We start from the raw sequence: 24,666 nt of genomic DNA on the forward strand, positions 1-24,666 counted from the left end.
GAATACTACCAGCCCTTTTCAACTGTCGCGCCGACCGGCACGCGGATGACTCCGATCATATACCTCGGTAAGTTTGGCTATATCCAGATGCGTATAGCGCTCTGTGGTTGCAAGCGAGGCATGGCCGAGCAGCTCCTGAATCGCACGCAGATCCACACCGCCGGCCAACAGATGTGTGGCAAAAGAGTGACGCAGACGGTGCGGTGTGACCGAGATATCAGCGCCGCTTTCCAGCGCACGCGTTTTAAGCATCCGCTGTACACTGCGCGCTGTCAGGCGCTGGCCAAAACGATTAAGAAACACCGCCCGCTCATCCCTGACAAGGCCCAGCAGGCGTTCGTCCAGCCACTGGCCCAGCAGGTCGGCAGCCGTTGTCGGCAGAGGCACAATGCGCTGCTTGCTCCCCTTGCCCAATACACGCAATTCGCAGCTATGCAGGTCGATATCGTGCAGATCAAGCCCCACCGCCTCCGAAACACGCAGGCCGGCGCCATACATGACTGCCAGCAGCGCCAGGTCACGTCGGTCGGCACTGGCATGCGTCGGTTGCATCAGTGCTGCGGTCTGCTCCGGCGGCAATGTACGTGGCAGGCGTGCCGACTTCTTTGGCGGCCGCACCCCGGCAGCTACATTTGCCGGACAGATGCCGGCCTGCACTGCACTATCCAGCAGCCCCGTAAGCGCGGATAGTCGACGCGCCAGCGTTGCTGCTGCAAGTCCTTTCGCATGCCCGACCACCAGCCAGTCCTGCACCTGCAGGCGGGTAATCTGTTGCAGCCCTATATTGCCGCAATGCTCGCCGAATGCGCCGAGATCCCGCCGATAAGCGGCAATGGTGTGGGGTGAAGCCAGGCGCACTTCAGCCAGCTCCTGCAGATATGCGCTGACTGCGGTCCGAAAGTCAGCTGCAGCCATCGGACTGTTGATCCGCAAGTTCAAAGCGGTTACCGCCCAGCGCCTTGGCCACATACATAGCCTGATCGGCATGAGCAATCAGCGCCTTGACCGTCATGTCCTGAGCGGGTCGGGAATAAGCCACCCCGATACTGATCGTCAGGCCATCCGCCCCATGCTGATCGGATGCGGCAACCCCATGCACGACAAGACCGGCGATCTCTTTGGCTTTCGCCTCGGATATGCCCGGCATAAAGAGGACAAACTCATCGCCATCCATGCGAATCAGCGGATCGGTGGTACGCACAAACTGGCGAACCACGCCGCATACACTGTTAAGCGCCTGATCGCCGGCTTCTTCACCTGCACGCTCTGTATATCTCCGGAACTGATCAATATCGAGATAGAGACAGGCAATCGGATTATCTACACCAAACCACTGTGACAGACGCTGATGACTGTGCGGCTGCAAAAAACGACGATTATGGCTGGCTGTTACCGTATCGGTAACCGACAGGCGCGCCAGACGCTCCTGAGCAACAGCATGTTCCATGGTAAGGCCAATGACCTGAGCCAGATGCTGTAGAAAATCACTGCTCTGGTCGGGTGCAAAACGATCACGATCCACCGAGCCCAGCCCCAGCACACCAAACGGATGCTCCGGATTGCCTAGTGTCAGCAAAGCCAGTGAACCGAGATGACTATCCTGCGTCTGCAGCCAGACAAACGGTTTCTCTGATGAGAGTTGAATCAGCCAGACAGGCTTGCGGGAGAAGCCCATGCCGGTGATTTCATCCTTCTCCACCCACACCAGATCCCGGTCGGACAGGCCGTCGAGTTTATGCCCCCCCATAAAACTGGAACGATCCAGCCAGAAGCGCACCAGATCCAGGTCAAATCCCGAACGCAATCCCCGCAGCAAGGTAAAGCAGAGGTCTTCCGGGTCAGCTGCCTTGAGAACCTGCGACTCCAGTTCAAACAAGCGCGAAAACAGCATCTCGTTCTGACGCAGGCGCTGCATCACCTCTGCCACATAGGACTTCAGCTCACGGTTCTCATCCGCCATCTTCTCAAAACGGCGATCAGAAAAGTCTTTAACCTTGTCATTCGGCACCTTGGAGATCACTTGCCCAGAGTCTCCTCAAGCAGGATTTTCCAGTGACTCTTTGCATCCGAGCGCGCCAGATACAGGCGTTTTCGACCGGAATCGGCATAATTACTGGAGCGGTAATGCTGCACAAACTCAGCCACCACCACTTCACCTTCCGGCCAGCGGTTGGGATCATGGATCAGTGTCATATCACTCAGGCTGACATCGATAAATGCCTTGCCTGCATTGACCCGGCGCTTGTACGCCTTCCATGCAGCCAGATCGCGCGTGCCGGAGTGGAACTCGGGATGGTAGTGGGAGAGGTAAGCATCGGTATTCAATGTCGCCCAATCGTGACGCCAGGACTCGATATCCTGCTTGACGGAGGCCAGTAGTTTCTGTTTATCGTCGCTATGGCCAAAGCGGAGGTTTTCTCCAACCACGACCCATGTCTTGCCCAGGCTCACATGTTTAGCCATGGCCAGCAGACGTTTATTGGAGAGCGAGAAGCAACCGCGTGTGTCCTGCGGGGGACGACGGCTTACATCCATAGGATAGCCGTGCAACCAGATGCCGGAGCCATCCTTGTGATGCAGGCGATCCAGTTCATTGGGGTAATCGATAGGAAAAGCGATCGGCCCGTAAATAGCCTGTAACTGTTTGCCCTGCAGCTTTTTGATAAAGCGATATATGCCGTTAGGAGTACGTCCGTCGCCGCGATGCTCCTTATCACCCTTCACTGAACCGGTTACAACATACTCATCTGTGATTTTCTTCAACCGGCCATCCTCTCCCGGCTGATAGACAAACATACGGCTGCGCGCCTTGTCGAACATGAATATACTGGCGACATCGGGGCCCGGTTGCAGAATATCAACCGGCTCACCGCTAATCGGGTCCAGCCTGTCCATAAATGCCTTCAGACGCGCATCCGCCTCACCCAGCCCGCGATTGAGATCGGCAGATGCCAGCATCTGCACCTCTTTGCCGCTACCGCCGGCTTCGCGCACGGCCGCAATGGCCTGCTGCCGACGCGCTTCAGCCTCCAGCAATGCAACCAGCGGATCGCTGCCGCCCTTAGCGCTGGCCAGCAGGCGCAACGCCTGCCCCGGCTTGTCTGTCTTCAGTGCCAGAGAAGCCTGCAGTATAGTACGCTCTTGCGTCGAAAGGTTGGTAACTGCTGCCGCACTGTTATCCTGTAGTGCTATCGAAGCTTGTTTCCATTCCCCGGCATCATCCGCCATGCCTGTTAACGGCATACAGAGCATCAGCGCCAGCAGGCCGAATCCGGTCAGGTTACTGAGTCGTTTCATGTATAATCTTCCATCCGTCAGGCATCTGCTTCAACAGCAGCTCCTTCTGATCATCACTGTCAAAGGCATCAGAGCGGAAGTGCTGTGTAAACGTCACGTGGAATCCATCAGCGTGTTGCACCGCCTTGATATGCTCCAGCGTCACTCGGATAAATGCCCGTTTCCCAATCACTAACCGCTTGTATTTTTTCCATGCCGCAATATTTTTAAACCGCTTTCCGGTATCGAAATCATCTGCGTAAGCGTTAAAGTATGCGTTAATATCGCGCCTGCTCCAGGCTGAGCGCCAGGCCTCCACCGCCGACAATACAGCCGCCTCGGCAGGCAATGTCGGTGTGATATGCGCAGCCTCCGCGACAGGCGGGGTTGCCGGGGCCCCGGTCTGTCGCTCTTCGCCTGTTAGCGCAGGCCGCGACTCCGATACTGATTCATTTGCCGGAGAAGCTGCATCATGGACGTGCAACAACCGTGCATAACGCTGTTTGAGCTCGGCACTATCATGTTTCTGCAACGCCTGCTTATAGGCATTGGCTGCCAGCTTCACATACAGATCGCCGATATTTTCATAGGCGGTAGCATATGCAGGGTTGAGTTTCAGCGACGTTTCCAACTCAGCCACAGCTGCTCGAAGATCCCCCAGTTCATTATAAATCACCGCCAGATTATTATGCGGTTCTGCCAGTGCAGGTTTCAGGCTGATAACCTGCCGGAAGGCAGTGATGGCATCCTGATAGTGACGTTGTTTGGCTTGCTCCACACCCAAACCGAACCACGACTCATAGTCACCCGGATCTTTAGTGACCTTCGCCTGATAACGGGCGATAGCCGCACTGCCATCCGAAGTGACTGCAGGGGCAGCCTGCTGCGCTCTTGCCGTCCCCGCAAGCGACACCACAGACAATAGCATCATGATAGCAATAAAAGCCTTTAACATACGGAGATCGTATGCAAACCGGCCCCAAGGTACAAGTTCGCTCACTGATGCCCCTCTTGCCGCGGCTGATCATGCACCTGTTCGTCTGCCTGTATCGCCCCGCCGGAAAGCAACAGCTTCATACCCTCCTCCACGCTCATATCCAGGTGTACCAGCTGCGAAGGCTCAACAAACATCAGCCATCCGGTTGTCGGCAGCGGGGTCGAGGGTACAAACACGGAGACTCGCTCGGCAAGCGGTGCATCACCCACCACAGCCACAACAGGCAACGGCTTTTTGCCGGTAACAAATCCGATCACCATACTGTCGCTGGTGGGAAAGGGTACCAGTACCACTTCACTGAATGCCTTTGAGCTATCGCCGAACACAGCCTCCAGCATTTGCCGTGTCGCTTTATAGACAATACGCACCAATGGAATGCGTTCCATGGTTTCGTGAATCAGGCGCATCACATGCCGCCCGACAAAATGGCTCGTCAGCGCACCCGTCAGCAAAATAACCAGCAGCGCCAACAGAATGCCCATACCCGGGATATCCATACCAAGCAACAGTTCAGGGTGGTAGGCCGCCGGCAGCAAGGCAATCGCCTTGTCCGACATATCCAGCAACCAGTTGATCAGTGCAACCACAACCAGTAGCGGCATCATTGCCACCACGCCGGCCAGTAGATACCTGCGCAACAGAATCATGGCCTTGCCACTGTCATCCTGTTCATCTCCTGCCTGGCCAGAAGCGACGCCGGGTGCAGCAGCCGCTTCAATGGCACCATCATGGCCCGGTCATCCGCACTTATATTGTTCTCCAGAAATGTCACGGTCTGCCGGTGCGGGTGCCCGATCACAACACAGCGATGCCCCTTGCGGGCGCATATACGCACCTTCTCCCACATGGCTTTGAGCGCCGGTGTGTCCAGATTATTATCCAGGAAAAATTGCCTTCTGCCTCGTTCCAGCCCCATTTCGGTCGCAACTCGGCCGGCCACACTTTTACCGCTGGTGACAGAATCGACAAAAAACAGCCCCTTCTCCAGACAGACCTGCATCACCCAGTGCATAGGCTTTTCCAGCTGAGTCAGCGCTGAGCCCATATGATTGTTGACTCCCTCGACATAGGGCACCAGTGCCAGATCATTGATAAATGTACGGCGCAACTGCATCTCATTCATCTGATCTGTCAGAAAGGCATCGCTCATGCGGCTACTGTATTTTTCACTGACCGGCTGCATCGGCAGATGCAACATCACGACATGTCCGGCCTGATGGGCCATGACCGCTGCCTGTCGGGCATATGGCGCATCCGGAATCACCGCAATAGCCACAGGCACGCCGAGCTTGAGCATGCGTTGCAGCTCCGGCAAATCATAGCCGGCATCATCCAGAATCAAGGCGATACCTGCCGCCTTTCCCGCATCACTTATTTCAGGTTCCGGCGCCTGCACCGGCTCATCTACAAGCGGTGGGGTCGTCTCCGGCCTGGCTACGGTATGAGCCGGAGCATGATGCGCCCGATGGGCAGCAGTATGCTCCGCACTCATTTTAGAGCGCACGTCGCTCATTTCCGAAATCATGGCGATCGCCAATAAAGCCGCCAGCAACAGGAACAGCGTGACCACCAGCCACATTGGGAGGCCCTTTCTGAGCGCCATCAGTTAACCTGCGCTGATCAGGTCTCTATCAACCCTTGAGCGCATGCAGCCCCCGGAGCAGATCAAGCGCCCGTTGCAGCTGGGTATCAATCTGCAGACGCTCTTTCATCGCAGCACTGGCATCATCCCCTGCTATTGTTTTTTTCTTGACGACTTTCTTGTCGTGATTGCCGTTAGCCAGATGTCCTTTCAGGTTGCTCTCGAACAATGAAGGTAACCTGGCCTTACCCTTCTCCGCTGGCTTGATTGCCTCTTGCTCCACCTTGATATCCGGTTCAATGCCGGTGGCCTGAATCGAGCGACCGCTCGGTGTATAATAGAGAGCCGTGGTGAACTTGATCGCCGTGCCATCCGACAGAGGGACAACCGACTGCACCGAGCCTTTACCAAAGCTGCGGGTTCCCAGCAGCACGGCACGGTGATGATCCTGCAGAGCGCCGGCGACAATTTCCGAGGCGGAAGCTGAGCCATGGTTAATCAGTACGATCAGGGGCAGACCGCCCAGCGCATCGCCTGCCTGTGCATCAAAGCTCATATTTTTGCCTGCACGCGATTTGGTGCTGACAATATTGCCTTTATTCAGGAATGTATCGGAGACCGCAACAGCCTGATTGAGCAGGCCGCCGGGATTGCTGCGCAAATCCAGCACCGCACCCGAGAGCTGGCCACCGGCGCGCTTTTTCAGCTCCCCGATCTGCTTCTCCAACAGGTCATCTGTGCGCTCCTGAAACTGGGTAATGCGCAGATAGGCATAGCCGGGAGCCAGCAAATCACTCTTCACCGACTTCACCTTGATGATGGCACGCACGATCTTCACTTCCCTTGGCGCATCCTCTCCCTTGCGGAAGATCGTCAGGGTAATGCTGGTGTTGGGTTTGCCGCGCATCTTTTTCACCGCGTCTGCCAGTGACATATCGCGCGCCAGTTCATCATCAATCTTGATAATCAGATCGCCTGCCTTGATGCCCGCGCGATAAGCTGGTGTATCCTCAATCGGAGAGACGATACGAATACCGCCTTCAGCAGCGGAAATCTCGATGCCCAAACCACCGAACTCACCGGTGGTATCAACATTCATCTGCTTGAACATCTCCTTGTCCATATAGGTTGAATGCGGATCAAGACTGGAAAGCATGCCTGAGAGAGCGCCGTCGATCAGCTTCTCATCACCCACCTTCTCGACATAGGCCTGACGCACCATTTCCATCACGCGTGAAAACTTCTGTAGCTGCTCGTAATCCGTAGTGGCTGCATTGGCCTGCTTGACCCCGCCACCCGGCTGCCAGGCCATGACACCCACTCCGATCAGGGCAACGGCGCCTGCACTTAACAATAGTCGACGAAACATCAAAGACATATATTTCTCCATGGTATGGCTATCACAGGAACCTCACGAAACAACGGTGTGTGACGACCAAATACATTCAAGTGTCGCAGCATGCCAGCAGGTCAGCGTCTGCACCAGTATTTCGGGTTAACCGGCTTCCCTTTGTCGCGAATTTCAAAATAGAGCAACTGCCTGCTCACCCATCCGGTACTGCCTGAGTCAGCCAGCACCTCTCCTGCTTCCACCCAGTCGCCCAACTGCTTGTATAGCACTTCGTTATGAGCATACACACCGAGGATGCCTTCGCCATAGTCGACGATAATCATTAGCCCGTAACCACCGAACCAGTCGGCATAGCGCACCTGACCTGCCCCCATGGCCTTCACCTGATAAGCGCCATGATCGGGCTTGAGCTGCACGCCCTGCAGACGGGGCATGCCTTTTAGCGGCCTGGAGTGGTAGCTGGCAACAATCCGCCCCCTTAGCGGCCATGGCAGCCGCCCCTTGCGCTTGCGTATCTGCTCTACCGATCCCGGATTATCGCCTGCAACGATATCCTCGGATATCCCCTGCAGCAGGCGCAGCAGCGCTTTCTCTTCTCTGGCCAGCTGTGAATCGTGCCGCTTGCTGGCTCTCATCTCTCCGTTTACCCGCTTGACCAGGTTGCGCTTATCCCTGACGCGCGCTTCAAGTTGCGCCTCAGCCCGTTTCTTCTCCTCATGCAGGCGCGTCAACTGATCACGCTGCTGTTTCAAATCGGCCTCGATATGCGCCAGATGTTCCACACTCTTCAGATATTCCTGGCGATCCTTCTGCTGCGCCTGCATCACCACATTCAGCAGAAAACGCCGGTGTGGAATATCGCTGACCGGCACGCCGGTCAGTATACCCATCCACGGTGAGGATCGGCTGCTGCGCTGCCAGGCAGCGACAGCCTCCTCCATCATCGTCTGTTTCAATGTCTCAATATGCCGCTGCAGGTCTGCCCGCTCAGCTTCCAGATTGGCAAGTTTGTGGTCGGACACCCTGATGCTCGCCCGCACATCGCGACTGGCCCTGCGCGCTGCAATCAACTCGGTATCAAGCTCTTTTAATTCCCGACCAATGCTACCGAGCTCCTGTTCCATGGAGTGCCGCAGTTTCGCCAGTCGCTGTCGCTCCAGCTTGATCTGCTCGATCTTCTGCTTGGTCGTGATGCCGGCAGCAGCAATAGATGGCGATATCAGCACCATCACAACAGCAAGTGCTGCGGCAAGAGAGAGTATGCTGGTAGTGAGTCGTTTCATACGCGGTGGTAGGGATGCCCCTGAATAATGGTAAAGGCACGGTAGATCTGCTCCAGCACAATAGCCCGGACAAGCTGGTGGGGCAGCGTCAACTTTGACAGGCTCCAGCATGCAGCAGCCTCTCTGCGCACCTCATCAGCCACCCCATCGGCTCCGCCAATGACAAAATCCAGTTGCGCATTACCGGCCTGACGCTCCAGGTGAGCAGCCCATTTCACACTCTCCAGCAAGGCACCACGCTCATCAAAGAGAATAAACCCCTTGCCGGCATGGGTCAGTATCTGTTTTGCCTCTTCCTGCTTACGCTGCACAGGCTGTTTCGCGCGCCCCTCCGGCAGCTCAACAACCTGAAAGTCGGCAAACGGGCGCAATCGCTGATCAAACCGCGATTCGAATTCAGCCAGCTCGCGCGAGCCGCGGCCGACAACCAGCAGGCGCAACTTCACGAGGCCGTGATTACTCCGGAAGGAACTGCCCACAGGCGCTCCAGCTGGAAGCTTTCACGCACTTCCGGCAGGAACAGGTGAACAACGACATCACCCAGGTCAACAAGCACCCATTCGGCAGCCTCCAGCCCTTCTGTCTTGGCCGGCAGTTGAAAACGGTGTGCGGCTTCGCCGACTGAATTGGCCAGCGCCTTGAGCTGCCGGTCACTGCGACCGGAGGCCAACACAAAGCGGTCGGTAAAGTCGCAACGGCCGCGTACATCAATCACCAGTATGTCGGTTGCCTTTTTATCTTCCAGCGCTTCAACCACAGCTGTGGTCAGCGCCTCCAGCGATTCCTGTTCTGTCTCTTTACTCACATGTTCTCCTGTTCTTCTCTTAAAAGTTCAAACCCTGTTTACTGCAGACATCTTTCGATAAGCCGCTTCCACCGCAGGACGGATAGGCTCGGGCACCCGCCCTTTCAGCGAGCGGCCTGCATCTGCATCGCAGCGCAGATCTGTCGCTGAAATATCCGGCAGCGATACAGGCACATAGCACCAGCAACCTGTCGTCTGTGCCGCATCTGGGGCATTCACCCGATGCCAGCCGGCATGTTGCGGCAAATCATCGATACCTGCACGGGCAAATACGGCCACATTACACAGCCTCATGTGCGCCGGGTATTCACGCCAGCTATCGAAATCCCGCCATGCATCCGCCCCCAGCATCAACCATGCACGATCATGCGGAAACTCATGCGCAAACCGGCTTAGCGTTTCCATCGCCGGAATCGGTCGATCCTGAACCGCCTCCCAGTCTACAACACGAATGCCAGGCTCATCGGCAAACAGCTGCTGCATCCAGCCCAGTCTGGTTTTACCGTCGGCACAACCGGATAGCCGCCGGTGCACCGGGTTGGCGGGGATAACCCAAACCTCATCGAAACCTGCTACTTCAAGCCCTGCTTGCGCCAGCGCCAGATGGCCGGCATGCGGCGGGTCGAAGCTGCCTCCGAACAGGCCGATGTTCATCGTCCTGCCTGCACTATGATCTTATCTCACCGTGACCCAGCACAATCCACTTTTGCGTTGTCAATCCTTCCAGCCCCACCGGGCCGCGCACGTGCAGACGGTCGGTAGAGATACCGATCTCCGCACCCAGTCCGTACTCAAAGCCGTCGGCAAAACGGGTGCTGGCATTCCACATCACCGAGGCGGAATCCACCTCGCGCAGAAAGCGTTGCCCCGCCTCGTAGTCGGCGGTGACAATGCTCTCCGTGTGACCGGATGCATAAGCCTCAATATGGGCGATCGCCGCATCCAGATCATCGACAATGCGCACAGAGAGGACCGGCGCCAGATATTCCGTCGCCCAGTCTTCATCGGTGGCGGTGCCGACCTGCAGATCGCCGCATAACGCCTGTGTGCGCTCACAACCACGCACCTCCACACCTTTATCGAGCATGGCCCGGACAATTGGTGTCAGCGTGGCAGCTGCTGCCTGCTGATGAATGAGCAGGGTTTCCATCGCATTGCAGACGCCGTAACGATGGGTCTTGGCATTGAGCGCAATGGCCAGTGCCATAGCAGGGTCGGCGGCGGCATCGATATAGACATGGCATATACCATCCAGATGCTTGATCACCGGTACGCGCGACTCTGCCGCAACCCGCTCAATCAGCGAGCGACCGCCGCGCGGTATAATGACATCGACATACGATTCGCTCTTCAGCAGCGCACCGACCATGGCCCGGTCGGTAGAGTCAATCAATTGCACCGCATCCTGTGTCAGGCCGGAATCAACCAGCGCCCGGCGCAGGCAGGCGGCAATGGCGCGGTTGGAATGTATCGCTTCGGAGCCGCCACGCAGAATAACGGCATTGCCCGACTTCAGGCAGAGAGCGGCAGCATCGGCAGTTACATTGGGACGCGATTCATAAATCATACCGATGACACCCAGCGGTACGCGCATATGACCGACCTGAATGCCGGAAGGGCGATAACGCAGATTATCAACAGCGCCGATCGGATCAGGGAGGGCTGCAACCTGTTCCAGCCCTTCAGCCATGGCATCAATGCGATCGGAATTAAGCATCAGTCGATCGAGCAGGGCTGCATCAATGCCGTTCTCTTCGGCAGTCTTCATATCCATGGCATTGGCTGACAAAATCTCGGTCATTTCGCGCCGGATGACGGACGCAGCCAGACGCAGCGCACTATCCTTGGTCTTTGTGTTGGCCATACGCAAGGCAGCAGCCGCAGCTTTTGCGCGCTCGCCCAATGCCGTCATCACACTTGTTGCATCTGTTCCGGTCATCTCATTACTCCCCTGTATGCTCTGCCGATGGCTGATGCGCATCCGAGAGCACCAGATTATCGCGGTGAATTAGCGAGGTAAAATCCATATAGCCGAGCACCTCCTCTATCTCATCACTGGTCTTACCCATGATTTTATGTATCTCTTCCGCCGTATAATTACTCAGTCCGCGCCCGATTTTTCCATCCGGGCCGATGATCTCCACGCAATCGCCCTTGTCGAATACGCCATGCACCGCCACAACACCAACCGGCAACAGGCTGCACCCCTGCTCCAGCACGGCCCTGTTCGCACCACGGTCAATATGAATTTCACCTGCAGAGCGCAGCAGTTCGGATATCCAGTGCTTGCGCCTGGTTTGCCTGTCCTCGCCACAAAGAAACAGTGTCCCCTCATCCTCACCTGTCAATAATCGGGTCAGAGCTCCGGGATTTTTACCACTGACAATCGCAGCCGTAACGCCTGCTCTGGTGGCGATCTGGGCAGCGATCAACTTACTGGCCATACCGCCGGTACCGAATGATGAGCCGGCATCGCCGGCCATCTTCACATGCTTCTCTTCCAGATGGCTGATTTCGGAGATGCGAGAGGCATCGGCATGTCTAGCCGGATTCCGGTCATACAGGCCATCGACATCGGTTAACATCACCAGCAGGTCCGCCTCAACCACCAGACTAACCAGTGCACCAAGACTGTCATTGTCACCGAACTTGATCTCCGACACCACGACCGTGTCATTTTCATTAACGATCGGCACCACGCCTACCGAGAACAGTGTTTCGCTGGTATTGCTGGCATTAAGATAGCGGCGCCGGTTTCTCAGGTCGTCCTTGGTCAGCAACATCTGCGCAACACAGCGGCCGTGGCGGCCAAACGCCTTGCCATAAGCGCTCATCAGCTGGGGCTGCCCCACAGCGGCAGCGGCCTGCTTCTCATGCACAGTCAACTCACGCCCCAGCCAATCCAGACGTACTCTCCCGAGAGCCACGGAGCCTGATGTGACAATCACGATATCCCGGCCATCGACCATCAGTTGCTGCAATTCGTCGACAAGGCGGTCAATGACATCCAGACGAATACCATGCTCGGCATCGGCCAGCAGAGAGCTGCCGATTTTTATCACCACCCGACGGGCGGAGGCCAACTCAGCTCTGTTCCGGATCATGCCTCTTTTCGCGCCTCCGCCTGACGCTGCTCACGATCACTGAGTACCCGCTCATAGACAGTGTGCAACAACATTTTTACACCCTCTCCGGTGACGGCGGAAATGACCATCACCGACAAACCCGTCTGCTTTGCCTGCTCAAGCGCACTTTCCAGCTCTTCATCCAGTAGTGCATCGGCCTTGTTCAGTACCAGCAGACGCGGCTTGTTCCACAATGTTTCTCCGTAACCCTTCAGCTCGGCTTCGATTTCGGCAATTTGCTCAGCAACCGACCTGCCTTCCTCGCAGGCACTGTCCACCAGATGCAGCAGCACGGCAGTGCGCTCAATATGACGCAGAAAGCGAATGCCCAGACCTCGCCCTTCATGAGCTCCTTCAATCAGCCCCGGAATATCCGCCACAACAAAACCATCACCATCGTCCATGAACACCTGTCCAAGCTTGGGCTTGAGCGTGGTGAAGGGATAGTCGGCTATTTTCGGGCGTGCATTGGAGATACGCGCGAGCAGCGTGGACTTGCCCGCATTGGGCAGACCAAGCAGACCGACGTCGGCCATCAGCTTCAACTCGAGGTGACGGATACCCTGCTCACCCTCCAGACCCGGCTGGGAGTAGCGTGGTGCGCGGTTGGTGCTGGTAGAGAAGCGGGCATTGCCCATGCCGCCGGCGCCGCCGCGCGCCAGTGTAAAACGCATGCCCGGAGTGGAGAGATCACATAACAGGTGGCCTGTTTCATCGTGAACCATCGTACCGACCGGCACTTCGACAATAATGTCTTCACCATTTTTGCCGTGGCAGTCGCTGCCCATGCCCGGTTGTCCGTTTTTGGCGATCAGGCGTTTGCGCAGGTATAACTCCTGCAGTGTATTCTTGCTGATGCTGGCGACAAAGATGACATGGCCGCCGCGGCCGCCGTCACCGCCGTCCGGACCACCTTTGGCCACATACTTTTCACGCCGGAAGGATGAACATCCCTTGCCGCCGTTGCCGGCCCGTACTTCAATTTTCACTTCATCTATAAAACGCATGCTGCATTACACCATAATTATCCTGAACCACAAAGACAGAAGCGGTGCACGGGATAGTCCATTCGTTGTTATCTTTGTGTTTTAATGGTAAAAAACACAAACAAAAAAGGGGTGCGGCCAGCGCACCCCTTATCTAATTGTAGTTCCGACAAGCTTATGCAGTAATGCGAACGGTTGTACGGCCTGCACTCTTGTAATACTCAACCTTGCCGTCAGTCAACGCGAACAGGGTGTAGTCGCGGCCGCAGCCCACATTGTTGCCCGGGCGGATTTTGGTACCGCGCTGACGTACAATAATATTACCTGCGATCACAGCTTCTCCGCCGTATTTCTTGACGCCGAGGCGCTTGGAATTGGAATCGCGTCCGTTCCGACTGGAACCACCTGCTTTCTTGTGTGCCATGGTTTACTCCTTGATGCTTTCGATACGCACAGAGCTGTAGCTCTGGCGATGACCCTGAGTCAGGCGATAGTTTTTACGGCGACGCTTCTTGAATACGACCACTTTCTGGCCGCGACCTGCTTCCGTTATCACCGCAGTTACCTGCGCGCCGGCAACATCTTTGCCAACCTTGATAGCATCACCTGCGCCAACAAGCAGCACGTCATCAAAGGTGACTGTGTTGCCTGGTTCAGCGTTCAATTTTTCGACACGCAGTGTATCGCCTGCTTTTACGCGATACTGCTTGCCACCGGTTTTGATTACAGCGTACATATTATCTCCGAGCCTCAGGCTGCCGTCGTCGCAGGCTTGCCGTATTTCTTGTAGAAACGCTCAACGCGACCTTCAGTATCCATAACCTTCTGCTTGCCCGTATAGAACGGGTGGCAGGATGAGCATACTTCCACACGGATATCTCCGTGGGTTGAACGCGTCTCAAATGTGTTGCCGCATGAACAAGTTACCTTGGATGCGATATATTCTGGATGGATGTCAGCTTTCACGTCTTGTTTCTCCGTCGATATTAAAAGGGGCGCGATTTCTAGCGTCCCTGCTCGCATTAATCAAGGACTAAAACATCACTTCTGCAATTTATCAGTATTCCAAAGCGTATACACGGGATACTGAGCATGCCGACACGGCATTACAGCGCCCAACACACAAACCGGAAGCTGACAGGTTCATGGCCACTCCTCAACCCGGTCGATCAGGAGTGTGCGGCATTTACAGCCGTTTCCTTCCTATGGGCATCGCCAACCGGTATCATTGTCCCGAAACCGCAGCAACAGGATCTTTATTAACCACTTATATTATATAAGGAGGGAACCAACAATGACCGAAGCGATGCTAAAGAGATACAAAGTCTGGGATGCACCTACGCGCCTGTTTCACTGGGTGAATTTTACCACAGTACTGCTACTCATCCTCGTGGGACTGTTGATGATATATAAGAAGGATATCGGCATCACCAGCCTTGAGGCCAAGATTGCCATCAAGGAGATTCATATCCTGATCGGCTACATCTTTACGCTGAACCTGCTGATCCGGTTGGTCTGGGGCTTTGTCGGCAACCGTTTTGCCCGCTGGAGCCGCATTGTGCCGGGCAAAGGGTTTGGTGCCGTACTCTCCGGCTATATTGCCAGCATCAGGAGCGGTAACCCTCAGCAGTTCCTCGGTCACAATCCGCTGGGCAGGCTTGCCGTGGTGGCGCTGATGCTGATGCTCATGACACAGGCAGTCACCGGACTGGTGCGTGCAGGCACCGACGTTTACTACCCGCCGTTCGGTGCGATGTTTGCCGCACAGGTAGCTGCCGATGGTGTTAACCCTGCAAGCCTCAAGCCTTACGACAAAACAGGTGTGGATGCAGCAAAACTAAAGGCGCTCGGCGCATTCAAGAGCCCCTTCGGTGAAGTGCATCTCTACACGGCCTATGCACTGATACTGCTGATCCTGCTGCATATCGCAGCCGTTGTCCGGGCTGAAATCAGCGAGGGTGGAGGAATGGTATCAGCCATGTTTTCCGGCAGCAAAACTCTGTCGAAACAACCTGAAGATCTCGATGACTGAGCGGCCGTGATTCAAATACTTGTATCCTGACCGCGTATCAGGCACGTTACGTCGCTTTTTTCAGCCATAATACCGGGAGATGAATCCATGGACGCGATGATGCATGCCGATATCAAGAGCCTGAAGCTGCTGCACAGCGGCAAAGTACGCGATATGTATGAAATTGATGAGAATCACCTGCTGATTGTCACCACCGATCGTCTGTCGGCTTTCGATGTGGTGCTGCCAACACCAATCCCCGGCAAGGGGCAGGTGCTCAATGCCGTATCCGACTTCTGGTTCGAAAAACTGGCCCATATCCTGCCAAATCACACTGCCACCATGACGCTGGAAGAGGCGATACCCGATGCCGATGAACGTGAGCGTGTCAGGTCCCATGCCATCGTGGTCAAGCGTCTGCAGCCCCTGCCGATTGAAGCGATCGTGCGCGGTTATCTGATAGGCTCCGGCTGGAGCGAGTATCAGAAACAGGGTTCGGTTTGCGGCATTGCACTGCCGGAAGGATTACCTCTCGCCGGAAAGTTACCTGAGCCGCTGTTCACACCTTCCACCAAGGCCGCTGTGGGCGAACATGACGAAAATATTGATTTTGACCGCATGTGCGGGATTGTCGGCACAGAACTGGCGACAAAAATGCGCGATGTAAGCCTGCAGCTATATAAAGAAGCCGCCGCCTTCGCACTGACAAAGGGCATTATTATCGCCGACACCAAGTTCGAGTTCGGCCTTGATCAGGATGGTAACCTGACCCTGATTGACGAGGTACTGACCCCCGACTCTTCGCGCTTCTGGCCGGTTTCCGACTATCAGCCCGGCATCAGCCCGCCAAGCTTCGACAAGCAGTTTGTGCGCGACTGGCTGGAAACACTAACGTGGAACAAGCAGTCGCCGGGGCCTGCTGTGCCGGCTGACATCGCCGAAAAGACATCGGCAAAGTATGCCGAAGCACTGGCCCGGCTGACCGCCTGATGCTGCTCGCCGTCGCAGCCATCGCGGTTGGCGTTGCCCTGTTGATCTGGGGAGCCGACCGCTTTGTCGACGGTGCCGCCTCCGTTGCAAAAAACCTGCGCGTACCGCCCATGGTGATCGGCCTGACGATCGTCAGCCTGGGCACATCACTGCCTGAAATGATTGTCTCTGCGATGGCCGCTCTTGATGGCAACAGGGATCTCGGCATCGGTAATGTGCTCGGCTCCAATATTGCCAATATCGGCCTGGTGCTGGGCATCACCGCGCTGGTCATACCCCTGACCGTAAAGTCCATGACCCTCAGGCGCGAGATGCCGGTGATGTTCATGGTCACCCTTCTGGCTTTCGCATTGATGGCCGATGGCGCACTGAGCCGGGGTGACGGCATCATCCTGATCATCGGACTGGTACTGCTGCTGGCGTGGATCACCATGCTTGGTCTGCGTGACCGGGATGATCCGCTGGTTGCGGAGTTCACCGACTCAATCCCGGATCAGATGAGCATGGGCATGTCACTGCTATGGTTTGTGGTCGGCCTGGCACTGTTGATCATCAGCTCCCGCATGGTGGTCTGGGGTGCGGTGGAAATCGCCCACCTTCTGGGGGTCAGCGATCTGATTATCGGACTGACGATTGTGGCCATCGGCACCAGCCTGCCGGAGCTGGTTGCATCACTGGTCAGCGCGCTCAAGGGCGAGGCCGATCTGGCCATCGGCAATGTGATCGGTTCAAACATGTTTAATCTGCTGGCCGTACTGGCCATGCCTGCCCTGATTCACCCCGGCGCATTCGCGCCCGAAGCACTGATGCGCGATTTTCCGATCATGATAGGTTTTACCATCGCGCTGTTTGTCGTCTCCTTTGCCCTGAAAAAGAGTGGCGGCGTGATTAACCGTTTTGAAGGCGGCCTGCTGACGGCAGGTTTCGCCGGCTATCTGATACTGCTCTATTTCCAGTCGGCGGCATGATCAGAACGGCTGCGCACGAATAACCATAAATCTGTACCGTATTGCTCCTGTTTTAATACCAGACTAGAATAGTCGCCTTTAAGAGGTGGCAATGCTGAGACTGACCAAATTGACCGATTACGGAATCCTGCTGCTGACGCGCATGGCATCATCGGAGCAACTGCGTTTTACCGCTACCGAACTGGCTGAAATGACCCATATCCCCATGCCCACGGTCAGCAAAATCCTGCAAATGCTGTTGCATGAGAACCTGCTGAGTTCAACACGCGGTGCCCGCGGCGGCTATCAACTGACACGCGATGCAAGCCAGATCAATATACGCGATGTCATTAACGTATTCGAAGGATCCATCGCACTGACCGAATGTAATATTGAGGGCAGCGTCTGCGATCAGCATGACGTCTGCTCGACCAGCAACAACTGGAAACGTATCAATATCGCTGTGGGACAGGCTCTGGAAGGCATATCTCTGGCTGATATGAACGAGCAGAGCTTTGTGCCGGTATTCCGGCTGCAACGCGGCATTGCCATTGAGAAGGTGCACTGATGAGTGAAGTAAAGCAGGAACGCAAACCGGAAGAATTTACCAATCGTGATTATCAGGCCGGTTTTATTACCGACATTGATACCGACACGCTGCCGCCGGGCCTGAACGAGGACGTGATTCGTCATATCTCGGCCAAAAAAGATGAACCGGAGTGGCTGCTGAACTGGCGTCTGGAAGCCTTTCGCCACTGGCAGACGATGACCGAGCCGCACTGGCCCAATGTAACATATACGCCTACCGATTATCAGTCGATCTCATACTATTCCGCACCGAAATCGCAGGCGGACGGGCCCAAGAGTCTGGATGAGGTGGACCCGAAACTGCTGGAGACCTATGCCAAGCTGGGCATTCCACTGCGCGAGCAGGAGTTTCTGGCCGGCGTGGCCGTCGATGCCGTATTTGATTCGGTATCGGTTGCCACGACATTCAAGGGTAAACTGAAAGATGTCGGCGTGATCTTCTGTCCGATTTCGGAAGCCGTTCGCGATTATCCGGAACTGGTACAGCAGTATCTCGGCACGGTTGTACCGACCGGCGACAACTTTTTCGCCGCACTCAATTCAGCGGTTTTCACCGACGGTTCATTTGTATTCATACCCAAAGGTGTGCGCTGTCCTATGGAGCTCTCCACCTATTTCCGTATCAATGCGCTCAATACCGGCCAGTTCGAACGCACACTGATTATCGCTGAAGAGGGCTCCTACGTCTCCTACCTGGAGGGGTGTACCGCACCGCAACGCGATGAAAACCAGTTGCATGCCGCCGTGGTGGAGCTGGTCGCGCTCGATGATGCGCAGATCAAATACTCCACCGTGCAGAACTGGTATCCGGGCGATGAGAACGGGCTGGGCGGCATCTACAATTTCGTTACCAAGCGTGCCGACTGCCGCGGTGCCCGCTCGAAGGTGAGCTGGACACAGGTGGAAACCGGCAGCGCCATCACCTGGAAATATCCAAGCTGCGTGCTGCGCGGTGATGATTCGGTGGGCGAGTTCTACTCCGTCGCACTGACCAAGATGCGCCAGCAGGCCGACACCGGCACCAAGATGATTCACATCGGCAAAAACACCCGCAGCACCATCGTCTCCAAGGGCATTGCTGCAGGATTTGGCAATCAGTCCTACCGTGGCCTGGTACGCATTGCCAAATCGGCCGAAGGCGCTCGCAACTATACCCAGTGCGACTCCCTGCTGATCGGGGACAAGTGCGGCGCCCACACCTTCCCCTATGTGGAGGTGAAGAACCCGAGCGCAACGATGGAGCATGAGGCAACCACATCGAAAATCGGTGAAGATCAGCTCTTCTACTGCCAGAGCCGCGGCATTTCGGAAGAGGACGCGGTGAACATGATCGTCAACGGTTTTTGTAAAGACGTATTCAACGAGCTGCCGATGGAGTTTGCCGTGGAAGCCAACCGGCTGATGGAAGTCTCCCTCGAAGGTGCGGTAGGCTAAAGAAACAACAGCGGTTCACCACAGAGTGCGCGATATGAGCCAGGCAGAAAAAGGCATCCGCTTGTTGTGTCGAACCGGATTGATAAAAATATATAGCCCGGAATCACAGGGACAAAGAGAAAAACCAACCATTTTTCCTCTGCGTGCCCTGCGTCCTCTGTGGCAAGAGAAGGTTTACAAAGATGATTAAAATTGAGAATTTGCATGTATCGGTAGCAGGCAAAACCATCCTGAAAGGTATCAACCTGGAGATCGGTGAGGGTGAAGTGCATGCCATCATGGGGCCGAACGGCTCGGGCAAATCGACGCTGTCGAATGTCATTGCCGGACGCGACGGCTATGAGGTCACGCAGGGCTCAATCACCTACAAGGGGCGTGATCTGCTCGCCATGGCGCCGGAAGAGCGCGCATGGGAAGGCGTATTCCTGGCATTCCAGTACCCGGTTGAAATACCCGGCGTGAACAACACCTATCTGCTCAAGGCAGGCGTGAATGCCGCGCGCCGCCATCGCGGCGAGCAGGAGCTCGATGCCATGGATTTCATGCAGCTGGTCAGGGAAAAAGCCAAGCTGGTGGAACTGGATCAGTCATTCCTCTCGCGCGGCGTTAATGAAGGCTTCTCCGGCGGTGAGAAGAAACGCAATGAGATTTTCCAGATGGCCGTGCTCGAGCCCTCTCTGGCGCTGCTGGATGAAACCGACTCAGGTCTGGATATCGATGCCCTGCGTATCGTCGCCAAAGGGGTCAATACACTACGCGCGGCTAATCGCTCCATTATTATGATCACCCACTATCAGCGTCTGCTCGATTACATCCAGCCGGATGTCGTGCATGTGCTCGCCGATGGCAAAATCCTCAAGACCGGCGATAAGAATCTGGCACTGGAACTGGAAGAGCGCGGTTATGACTGGGTCAGGGAAGAGGCTGCTGCATGAGCGCATCACTGCAACATATCCGCGATGAGGCGTGGCAGGCTTTTGAGGCCCGTGGCCTGCCGACAACCCGTGATGAAGACTGGAAATATACAGATATCTCGCGCATTCAGGCGCTGCTTGGCGATCAGTGGTGGCAGAGTGCCGCTACCGAGCCATGCGATGCTGCATCGTTTGTTATTGCGAAACTCGATGCCTATCGTGTGGTGATCGTGAACGGTCATTTCGATGCACAGGCATCCGATCTGCCTGCATCGGTCAGCGTGAAGTCGCTGGCCGCCATGATTCAGGATGAGCCGGAGCAGGTATCCGAGCTGATCACATACAGGGATGATGCATTTCTGAGTAACGGTATTGTCGCGGCCAACAGTGCACTGGCCAGCGATGGCGCCTGCATCTGCGTGCCGGACAACACTCGTCTGGACAAGCCGATACATATCCTGAACGTGAACAGCGGCGGCACGACCCACCTGCGCACCGGCATCCATATCGGCAAACAGGCGCAGGCTGAAATCATCGAACACTTCGCCGGCAATCACAACAATAGCGGGCTGACCACGGCCGTAACGGCCATCCGCCTGCTTGAGGGAGCCCGCATCGAGCATTACCGCCTGCAGATGGAAGCGCCAAAGCAGTGTCATCTGGGCCGCGTGGAGATTACGCAGCAGCGCGACTCCTCCTGCACGCTGCACGCAACCGAAATCGGCGGCATGATCTCGCGTGCGGACGTGGTTGTCCGGCTACAGCAGGCCGGTGCAAGCTGCACACTCAACGGGCTGTTTGTCGCGGCTAATCGCCAGCATATCGACCACCACACACGCATCGACCACAATGCGCCGCATTGCACCAGCCGCGAAAATTACAGGGCGGTGCTCGACGGCCGCTCGCACGGCGTATTCAACGGCAAGATTGTCGTGGCAGAAGGCGCAATAAAAACCGACTCGGCGCAAAACAATGCCAACCTGTTGCTCTCGCAACATGCCGAAATCGACACCAAGCCTGAGCTGGAAATTTACAATGATGATGTAAAATGTGCGCACGGGGTCACGGTCGGACAGCTGGATCAGAATCAGCTGTTTTATCTGAAATCGCGCGGTCTCTCCGACGATGAAGCCAGACAGATGCTCACCTTTGCCTTTGCCGATGAAGTGCTGGCCAAAATGAGTAATCAGGCGGTACGCCGCTATGTTGAGCATGCAGCCTTCGCCAAACTGCCGAACATCTCCGATCTGGAAGGCATGCTGGGATGATCACTGTTTCAGCAGCCACGCCTGCACATTCATGCACTCTGCGTCGCTCTGCGGTGCAAAAGGTTGAATATAATGTTTGATATTGAAGCCATACGGAATGATTTCCCGATTTTGGGGCAGCAGATTTACGGCAAGCCGCTGGTCTATCTGGATAATGCCGCCACCACACAGAAGCCGCAGTGCGTCATTGATGCGGTGAACCATTACTATGCGTGCGATAACGCCAATGTGCATCGTGGCGTACATGCCCTCTCCGAGCGGGCCACAGCCGATTACGAAGCGGCACGCAAGATCATTGCCGGTTTCTTCAATGCCCGCAGCGAGCGCGAAGTGATCTTCACCCGCGGCACCACCGAGGCGATCAATCTGGTCGCATCGGCATGGGGTGGAGCCAATGTCCGTGCCGGTGATGAGGTAGTGATCACCCACATGGAGCACCACTCCAATATCGTGCCGTGGCAGATGCTGTGCGAGCGGGTTGGTGCCACATTGAAGGTTGCACCGATCAACGAGCAGGGCGAGCTGATCATCGATGCGTTTGAGGCGCTGCTTAACGAGCACACAAAGTTTGTCGGCGTCGTGCACATGTCCAATGCGCTGGGCACGATCAACCCGGTTGCCGAGATCATTGCCAAAGCCCATGCCGTCGGTGCAACAGTGCTGGTCGATGGCGCCCAGGCCGCCGCCCATCTGGCTGTCGATCTGCAGGCGCTGGATGCTGATTTTTATGTGACCAGCGCACACAAGATGTACGGCCCCACCGGCGTCGGCGTACTGATCGGCAGGGAGTCGATTCTCGATGCCATGCCGCCGTATCAGGGTGGTGGCGACATGATCCGCATGGTCACCTTCGAAAAAACGGAATACAACGAGCTGCCCTACAAGTTTGAAGCCGGCACACCGCATATCGCCGGCGCCATCGGTTTCGGCAAGGCCATCGAATATATTCAGGGCATCGGTTTCGACCTCATTGGCAAACGCGAAAAAGAGCTGCTGGCCTATGCCACGGCCAAAGCCGAAAGCTTTGACGGCCTGCGCCAGATCGGCACCGCAGGAGAGAAGGCATGCGTGCTCTCATTTGTGCTGGCCGGCGTACATCCGCATGATCTGGGCACCATTGTCGATCGCGAGGGCGTGGCCATTCGGGCAGGCCATCACTGTGCCATGCCGGTGATGCAGTTTTTCAAGGTGCCGGCTACCGCACGCGCCTCCTTCTCGATCTATAACACAAAGGCGGAAGTCGATACCCTGTTTGCCGCCCTGCAAAAGGCGCAGGCTATTTTCGCATGAAAAAATTTCCTGACCACACAAAGACTCAAAGCAGCCATACGCGTGTAATATTTTTGCTTGCATCGTCAGCTGCCGCATGTTTATTTGCCACGATGATAAACAGCTGCTTTTCTTTATATCCCCGTACCTGTGTGGTTGACCAAGAGGCTTTGAATGTTTGAATTAAGAGACCTGTACCAGCAGGTGATTGTCGATCACAACAAGAGCCCGCGCAATTTCGGCAAGCTGGCAAGCTTCAACCATGAGGCTGACGGCTATAACCCGCTATGCGGCGACAAACTGCATATCTATCTGAATGTCAGCGATGACGGCATCATTGAAGATGTCTCATTCGAGGGTGAAGGTTGCGCCATTTCGGTTGCATCGGCTTCGCTGATGACCGATGCACTGAAGGGAACTGAGCTGGCGGCATTTCAGCAGCGCTTTGAAGGCTTTCAGCACATGGTCACGGCCGATATCGATGAAGAGCCGGATACCGATGTACTGGGTAAGTTGGCCGTGCTCTCGGGCGTGCGCGAATTCCCCAGTCGTATCAAATGCGCCTCGCTCTGCTGGCATACCATGAAAGCGGCGATTGAGGACTCCGGCAAGGCGGCAAAAACAGAATGAACAGTGCAGGCAATATGATTACTACCACCCGTGATGTTGATGCCATTCTGATTCCGCTCGGCACGCCGGTGACCATTCCTGCCGGGGCGCTGGTGCTGATCACCCAGGAGTTGGGCGGCACCTATACCGTCAGCGTATCGGGCAATCTGGCACGCGTGGAAGGCAAGGATGCCGATGCGCTCGGACTGGGCATGGATACAGAGCAGGCAGTTGCCGCTGCCACGGCTGAAAAAAGCCCGGAAACCGAACAGGGTCCGGTTGATGAACAGGCCATCTGGGATGTGCTGAAAACCTGCTACGACCCGGAAATTCCGGTTAACATCGTTGATCTGGGCCTTGTTTACGACTGCCATGTGGTGGAAACCGATGAAGGCGGCAACCATGTGGATATTGTCATGACACTGACCGCACCCGGTTGCGGTATGGGGCCGTTTATTGTCGATGATGTGCGCGCCAAGGTATTGAGTGTGGACCATGTCAGCGATGTCGAGGTCGATCTGGTATTTGATCCGCCGTGGGATCGCTCCATGATGAGCGATGAAGCACGTCTTCAGTTAGGCATGTTTTAATCATAGCGCAGCAAAAAGCGGGCTGATCACAATCAGGGAAGAGGAGTGAGCAATGGCTGAATGGATGGATGTGGGCGAGATCGGTGAGCTGCCGCCGGGCAGTCGAAAAATCTTCAATACCCCCTATTGTGAAATCGCCGTATTCAATCTGGCCGGTGAATTCTTCGCCATTGAAGATGTCTGCAGCCATGACGGCGGCGAACTGGCCAGCGGCGTCTGCGAAGGCGATCAGATTATCTGCCCGCGCCACGGCGCCCGCTTCTGTATCCGCAACGGCCGCGCGCTGACCCCGCCGGCGTATGAGGATATATCCACCTTCCCTGTACGCATTGAAAACGGCATGGTACAAATCGATATTGATGACTAAGGATTCAAACCGGCCGGCGCAGTGTCGCACCTGCCGTTACTATTTCATTACCTGGGAGAAGCAGCGCCCACACGGCTGCAGCGCCTTCAATTTCAAGTCTCCGCGCCTGCCCTGCCTTGATGTCCGGCATGCCTCCGGAATGATGTGCCAGAAATATGAAGTCAAAGAACAGCAGGGATAGCGTCACCACATTCTTGCTGTAGGATTGGATACTATGACAAGAAAACACTTTGACCGGATACAGGTTCGATTTGAGATGCGCTCCGTGACAGGG

The 24,666-nt window shown here is 55.9% G+C and carries 29 protein-coding genes; 12 read left to right on the forward strand and 17 right to left on the reverse strand.

What is annotated here, in order from left to right; genetic code table 11:
- Window positions 1–18: 18 nt before the first annotated feature.
- The 17 genes from SPV1_RS03395 to rpmE all read right to left on the reverse strand — a co-directional run bounded on the left by SPV1_RS03395 (window position 19) and on the right by rpmE (window position 14,371).
- Window positions 19–915: a tyrosine recombinase XerC gene (locus SPV1_RS03395; RefSeq protein WP_009849701.1), complete on the reverse strand. Its 897-nt coding sequence runs from the start codon at window positions 913–915 to the stop codon at window positions 19–21.
- Window positions 902–2,020 (reverse strand): DUF484 family protein, encoded by a 1,119-nt coding sequence (locus SPV1_RS03400; RefSeq protein WP_009849702.1) that lies wholly within the window; start codon window positions 2,018–2,020, stop codon window positions 902–904. The genes SPV1_RS03395 and SPV1_RS03400 overlap by 14 nt, the downstream gene beginning before the upstream one ends.
- Window positions 2,017–3,297 (reverse strand): L,D-transpeptidase family protein, encoded by a 1,281-nt coding sequence (locus SPV1_RS03405; protein ID WP_009849703.1) that lies wholly within the window; start codon window positions 3,295–3,297, stop codon window positions 2,017–2,019. Before SPV1_RS03405 ends, SPV1_RS03400 begins: the two co-directional genes overlap by 4 nt.
- A complete protein-coding gene (locus SPV1_RS03410) occupies window positions 3,281–4,231 on the reverse strand; it encodes a nuclear transport factor 2 family protein (protein ID WP_009849704.1) in 951 nt (316 codons plus the stop codon). Before SPV1_RS03410 ends, SPV1_RS03405 begins: the two co-directional genes overlap by 17 nt.
- 41 nt (window positions 4,232–4,272) lie before the next feature.
- Window positions 4,273–4,920: a DUF502 domain-containing protein gene (locus SPV1_RS03415; protein ID WP_009849705.1), complete on the reverse strand. Its 648-nt coding sequence runs from the start codon at window positions 4,918–4,920 to the stop codon at window positions 4,273–4,275.
- Complete coding sequence (locus tag SPV1_RS03420; RefSeq protein WP_231288261.1) at window positions 4,917–5,876, reverse strand: divergent polysaccharide deacetylase family protein; 960 nt, start codon at window positions 5,874–5,876, stop codon at window positions 4,917–4,919. The genes SPV1_RS03415 and SPV1_RS03420 overlap by 4 nt, the downstream gene beginning before the upstream one ends.
- Before the next feature lie 28 nt (window positions 5,877–5,904).
- Window positions 5,905–7,233, reverse strand: coding sequence for a S41 family peptidase (locus SPV1_RS03425; RefSeq protein ID WP_018294269.1), 1,329 nt, complete (start codon window positions 7,231–7,233; stop codon window positions 5,905–5,907).
- A 92-nt stretch (window positions 7,234–7,325) separates the two neighbouring features.
- Window positions 7,326–8,489 carry a murein hydrolase activator EnvC family protein gene (locus SPV1_RS03430; RefSeq protein WP_009849708.1) on the reverse strand — a complete coding sequence of 388 codons (1,164 nt, stop codon included), beginning with the start codon at window positions 8,487–8,489 and terminating at the stop codon, window positions 7,326–7,328.
- The gene (locus SPV1_RS03435) at window positions 8,486–8,968 is read right to left on the reverse strand and encodes a 23S rRNA (pseudouridine(1915)-N(3))-methyltransferase RlmH (RefSeq protein WP_231288262.1); all 483 of its coding nucleotides are present in this window, start codon (window positions 8,966–8,968) and stop codon (window positions 8,486–8,488) included. Before SPV1_RS03435 ends, SPV1_RS03430 begins: the two co-directional genes overlap by 4 nt.
- Window positions 8,932–9,294: a ribosome silencing factor gene (gene rsfS, locus SPV1_RS03440; protein ID WP_009849710.1), complete on the reverse strand. Its 363-nt coding sequence runs from the start codon at window positions 9,292–9,294 to the stop codon at window positions 8,932–8,934. Before rsfS ends, SPV1_RS03435 begins: the two co-directional genes overlap by 37 nt.
- 27 nt (window positions 9,295–9,321) lie before the next feature.
- Window positions 9,322–9,948 carry a nicotinate-nicotinamide nucleotide adenylyltransferase gene (locus tag SPV1_RS03445; protein ID WP_009849711.1) on the reverse strand — a complete coding sequence of 209 codons (627 nt, stop codon included), beginning with the start codon at window positions 9,946–9,948 and terminating at the stop codon, window positions 9,322–9,324.
- A 13-nt stretch (window positions 9,949–9,961) separates the two neighbouring features.
- On the reverse strand, window positions 9,962–11,233 hold the full coding sequence (locus SPV1_RS03450; RefSeq protein WP_009849712.1) for a glutamate-5-semialdehyde dehydrogenase: 1,272 nt from the start codon (window positions 11,231–11,233) through the stop codon (window positions 9,962–9,964).
- Between the two features lie 4 nt (window positions 11,234–11,237).
- The gene (proB, locus tag SPV1_RS03455; RefSeq protein WP_009849713.1) at window positions 11,238–12,398 is read right to left on the reverse strand and encodes a glutamate 5-kinase; all 1,161 of its coding nucleotides are present in this window, start codon (window positions 12,396–12,398) and stop codon (window positions 11,238–11,240) included.
- On the reverse strand, window positions 12,395–13,426 hold the full coding sequence (gene obgE / locus SPV1_RS03460) for a GTPase ObgE (RefSeq protein ID WP_009849714.1): 1,032 nt from the start codon (window positions 13,424–13,426) through the stop codon (window positions 12,395–12,397). The genes proB and obgE overlap by 4 nt, the downstream gene beginning before the upstream one ends.
- 154 nt (window positions 13,427–13,580) lie before the next feature.
- Window positions 13,581–13,829: a 50S ribosomal protein L27 gene (gene rpmA, locus SPV1_RS03465; RefSeq protein WP_009849715.1), complete on the reverse strand. Its 249-nt coding sequence runs from the start codon at window positions 13,827–13,829 to the stop codon at window positions 13,581–13,583.
- A 3-nt stretch (window positions 13,830–13,832) separates the two neighbouring features.
- Window positions 13,833–14,141, reverse strand: coding sequence for a 50S ribosomal protein L21 (gene rplU, locus SPV1_RS03470; RefSeq protein ID WP_009849716.1), 309 nt, complete (start codon window positions 14,139–14,141; stop codon window positions 13,833–13,835).
- A gap of 14 nt (window positions 14,142–14,155) precedes the next feature.
- Window positions 14,156–14,371 carry a 50S ribosomal protein L31 gene (gene rpmE / locus SPV1_RS03475; protein ID WP_009849717.1) on the reverse strand — a complete coding sequence of 72 codons (216 nt, stop codon included), beginning with the start codon at window positions 14,369–14,371 and terminating at the stop codon, window positions 14,156–14,158.
- Between the two features lie 328 nt (window positions 14,372–14,699).
- Between rpmE and SPV1_RS03480 the strand changes: the two genes are divergently transcribed.
- From SPV1_RS03480 to SPV1_RS03530, 12 genes are all read left to right on the forward strand, one after another.
- Window positions 14,700–15,437 carry a cytochrome b/b6 domain-containing protein gene (locus SPV1_RS03480; protein ID WP_009849718.1) on the forward strand — a complete coding sequence of 246 codons (738 nt, stop codon included), beginning with the start codon at window positions 14,700–14,702 and terminating at the stop codon, window positions 15,435–15,437.
- Between the two features lie 87 nt (window positions 15,438–15,524).
- Window positions 15,525–16,406, forward strand: a complete 882-nt coding sequence (locus SPV1_RS03485) for a phosphoribosylaminoimidazolesuccinocarboxamide synthase (protein WP_009849719.1) — start codon at window positions 15,525–15,527, stop codon at window positions 16,404–16,406.
- A complete protein-coding gene (locus tag SPV1_RS03490) occupies window positions 16,406–17,374 on the forward strand; it encodes a calcium/sodium antiporter (RefSeq protein ID WP_009849720.1) in 969 nt (322 codons plus the stop codon). Before SPV1_RS03485 ends, SPV1_RS03490 begins: the two co-directional genes overlap by 1 nt.
- 91 nt (window positions 17,375–17,465) lie before the next feature.
- Window positions 17,466–17,921 (forward strand): SUF system Fe-S cluster assembly regulator, encoded by a 456-nt coding sequence (locus tag SPV1_RS03495; RefSeq protein ID WP_009849721.1) that lies wholly within the window; start codon window positions 17,466–17,468, stop codon window positions 17,919–17,921.
- On the forward strand, window positions 17,921–19,375 hold the full coding sequence (sufB, locus tag SPV1_RS03500) for a Fe-S cluster assembly protein SufB (RefSeq protein WP_009849722.1): 1,455 nt from the start codon (window positions 17,921–17,923) through the stop codon (window positions 19,373–19,375). The genes SPV1_RS03495 and sufB overlap by 1 nt, the downstream gene beginning before the upstream one ends.
- A gap of 34 nt (window positions 19,376–19,409) precedes the next feature.
- Window positions 19,410–19,565 carry a hypothetical protein gene (locus tag SPV1_RS14265; protein ID WP_155806620.1) on the forward strand — a complete coding sequence of 52 codons (156 nt, stop codon included), beginning with the start codon at window positions 19,410–19,412 and terminating at the stop codon, window positions 19,563–19,565.
- Entirely contained in the window at window positions 19,558–20,310 is a 753-nt protein-coding gene (sufC, locus tag SPV1_RS03505; RefSeq protein WP_009849723.1) for a Fe-S cluster assembly ATPase SufC, read from the forward strand. Before SPV1_RS14265 ends, sufC begins: the two co-directional genes overlap by 8 nt.
- Window positions 20,307–21,557: a Fe-S cluster assembly protein SufD gene (gene sufD / locus SPV1_RS03510; RefSeq protein WP_009849724.1), complete on the forward strand. Its 1,251-nt coding sequence runs from the start codon at window positions 20,307–20,309 to the stop codon at window positions 21,555–21,557. The genes sufC and sufD overlap by 4 nt, the downstream gene beginning before the upstream one ends.
- A 72-nt stretch (window positions 21,558–21,629) precedes the next feature.
- Window positions 21,630–22,847 carry a cysteine desulfurase gene (locus SPV1_RS03515; protein WP_009849725.1) on the forward strand — a complete coding sequence of 406 codons (1,218 nt, stop codon included), beginning with the start codon at window positions 21,630–21,632 and terminating at the stop codon, window positions 22,845–22,847.
- Window positions 22,848–23,000: 153 nt separating this feature from the next.
- A complete protein-coding gene (sufU, locus tag SPV1_RS03520; RefSeq protein ID WP_009849726.1) occupies window positions 23,001–23,456 on the forward strand; it encodes a Fe-S cluster assembly sulfur transfer protein SufU in 456 nt (151 codons plus the stop codon).
- Complete coding sequence (gene sufT / locus SPV1_RS03525) at window positions 23,453–24,025, forward strand: putative Fe-S cluster assembly protein SufT (protein ID WP_009849727.1); 573 nt, start codon at window positions 23,453–23,455, stop codon at window positions 24,023–24,025. The genes sufU and sufT overlap by 4 nt, the downstream gene beginning before the upstream one ends.
- 52 nt (window positions 24,026–24,077) lie before the next feature.
- Window positions 24,078–24,392 (forward strand): non-heme iron oxygenase ferredoxin subunit, encoded by a 315-nt coding sequence (locus SPV1_RS03530; protein WP_009849728.1) that lies wholly within the window; start codon window positions 24,078–24,080, stop codon window positions 24,390–24,392.
- Window positions 24,393–24,666: the final 274 nt, after the last annotated feature.

Source organism: Mariprofundus ferrooxydans PV-1 (genome assembly GCF_000153765.1).
Taxonomy (GTDB): Bacteria; Pseudomonadota; Zetaproteobacteria; order Mariprofundales; family Mariprofundaceae; genus Mariprofundus; species Mariprofundus ferrooxydans.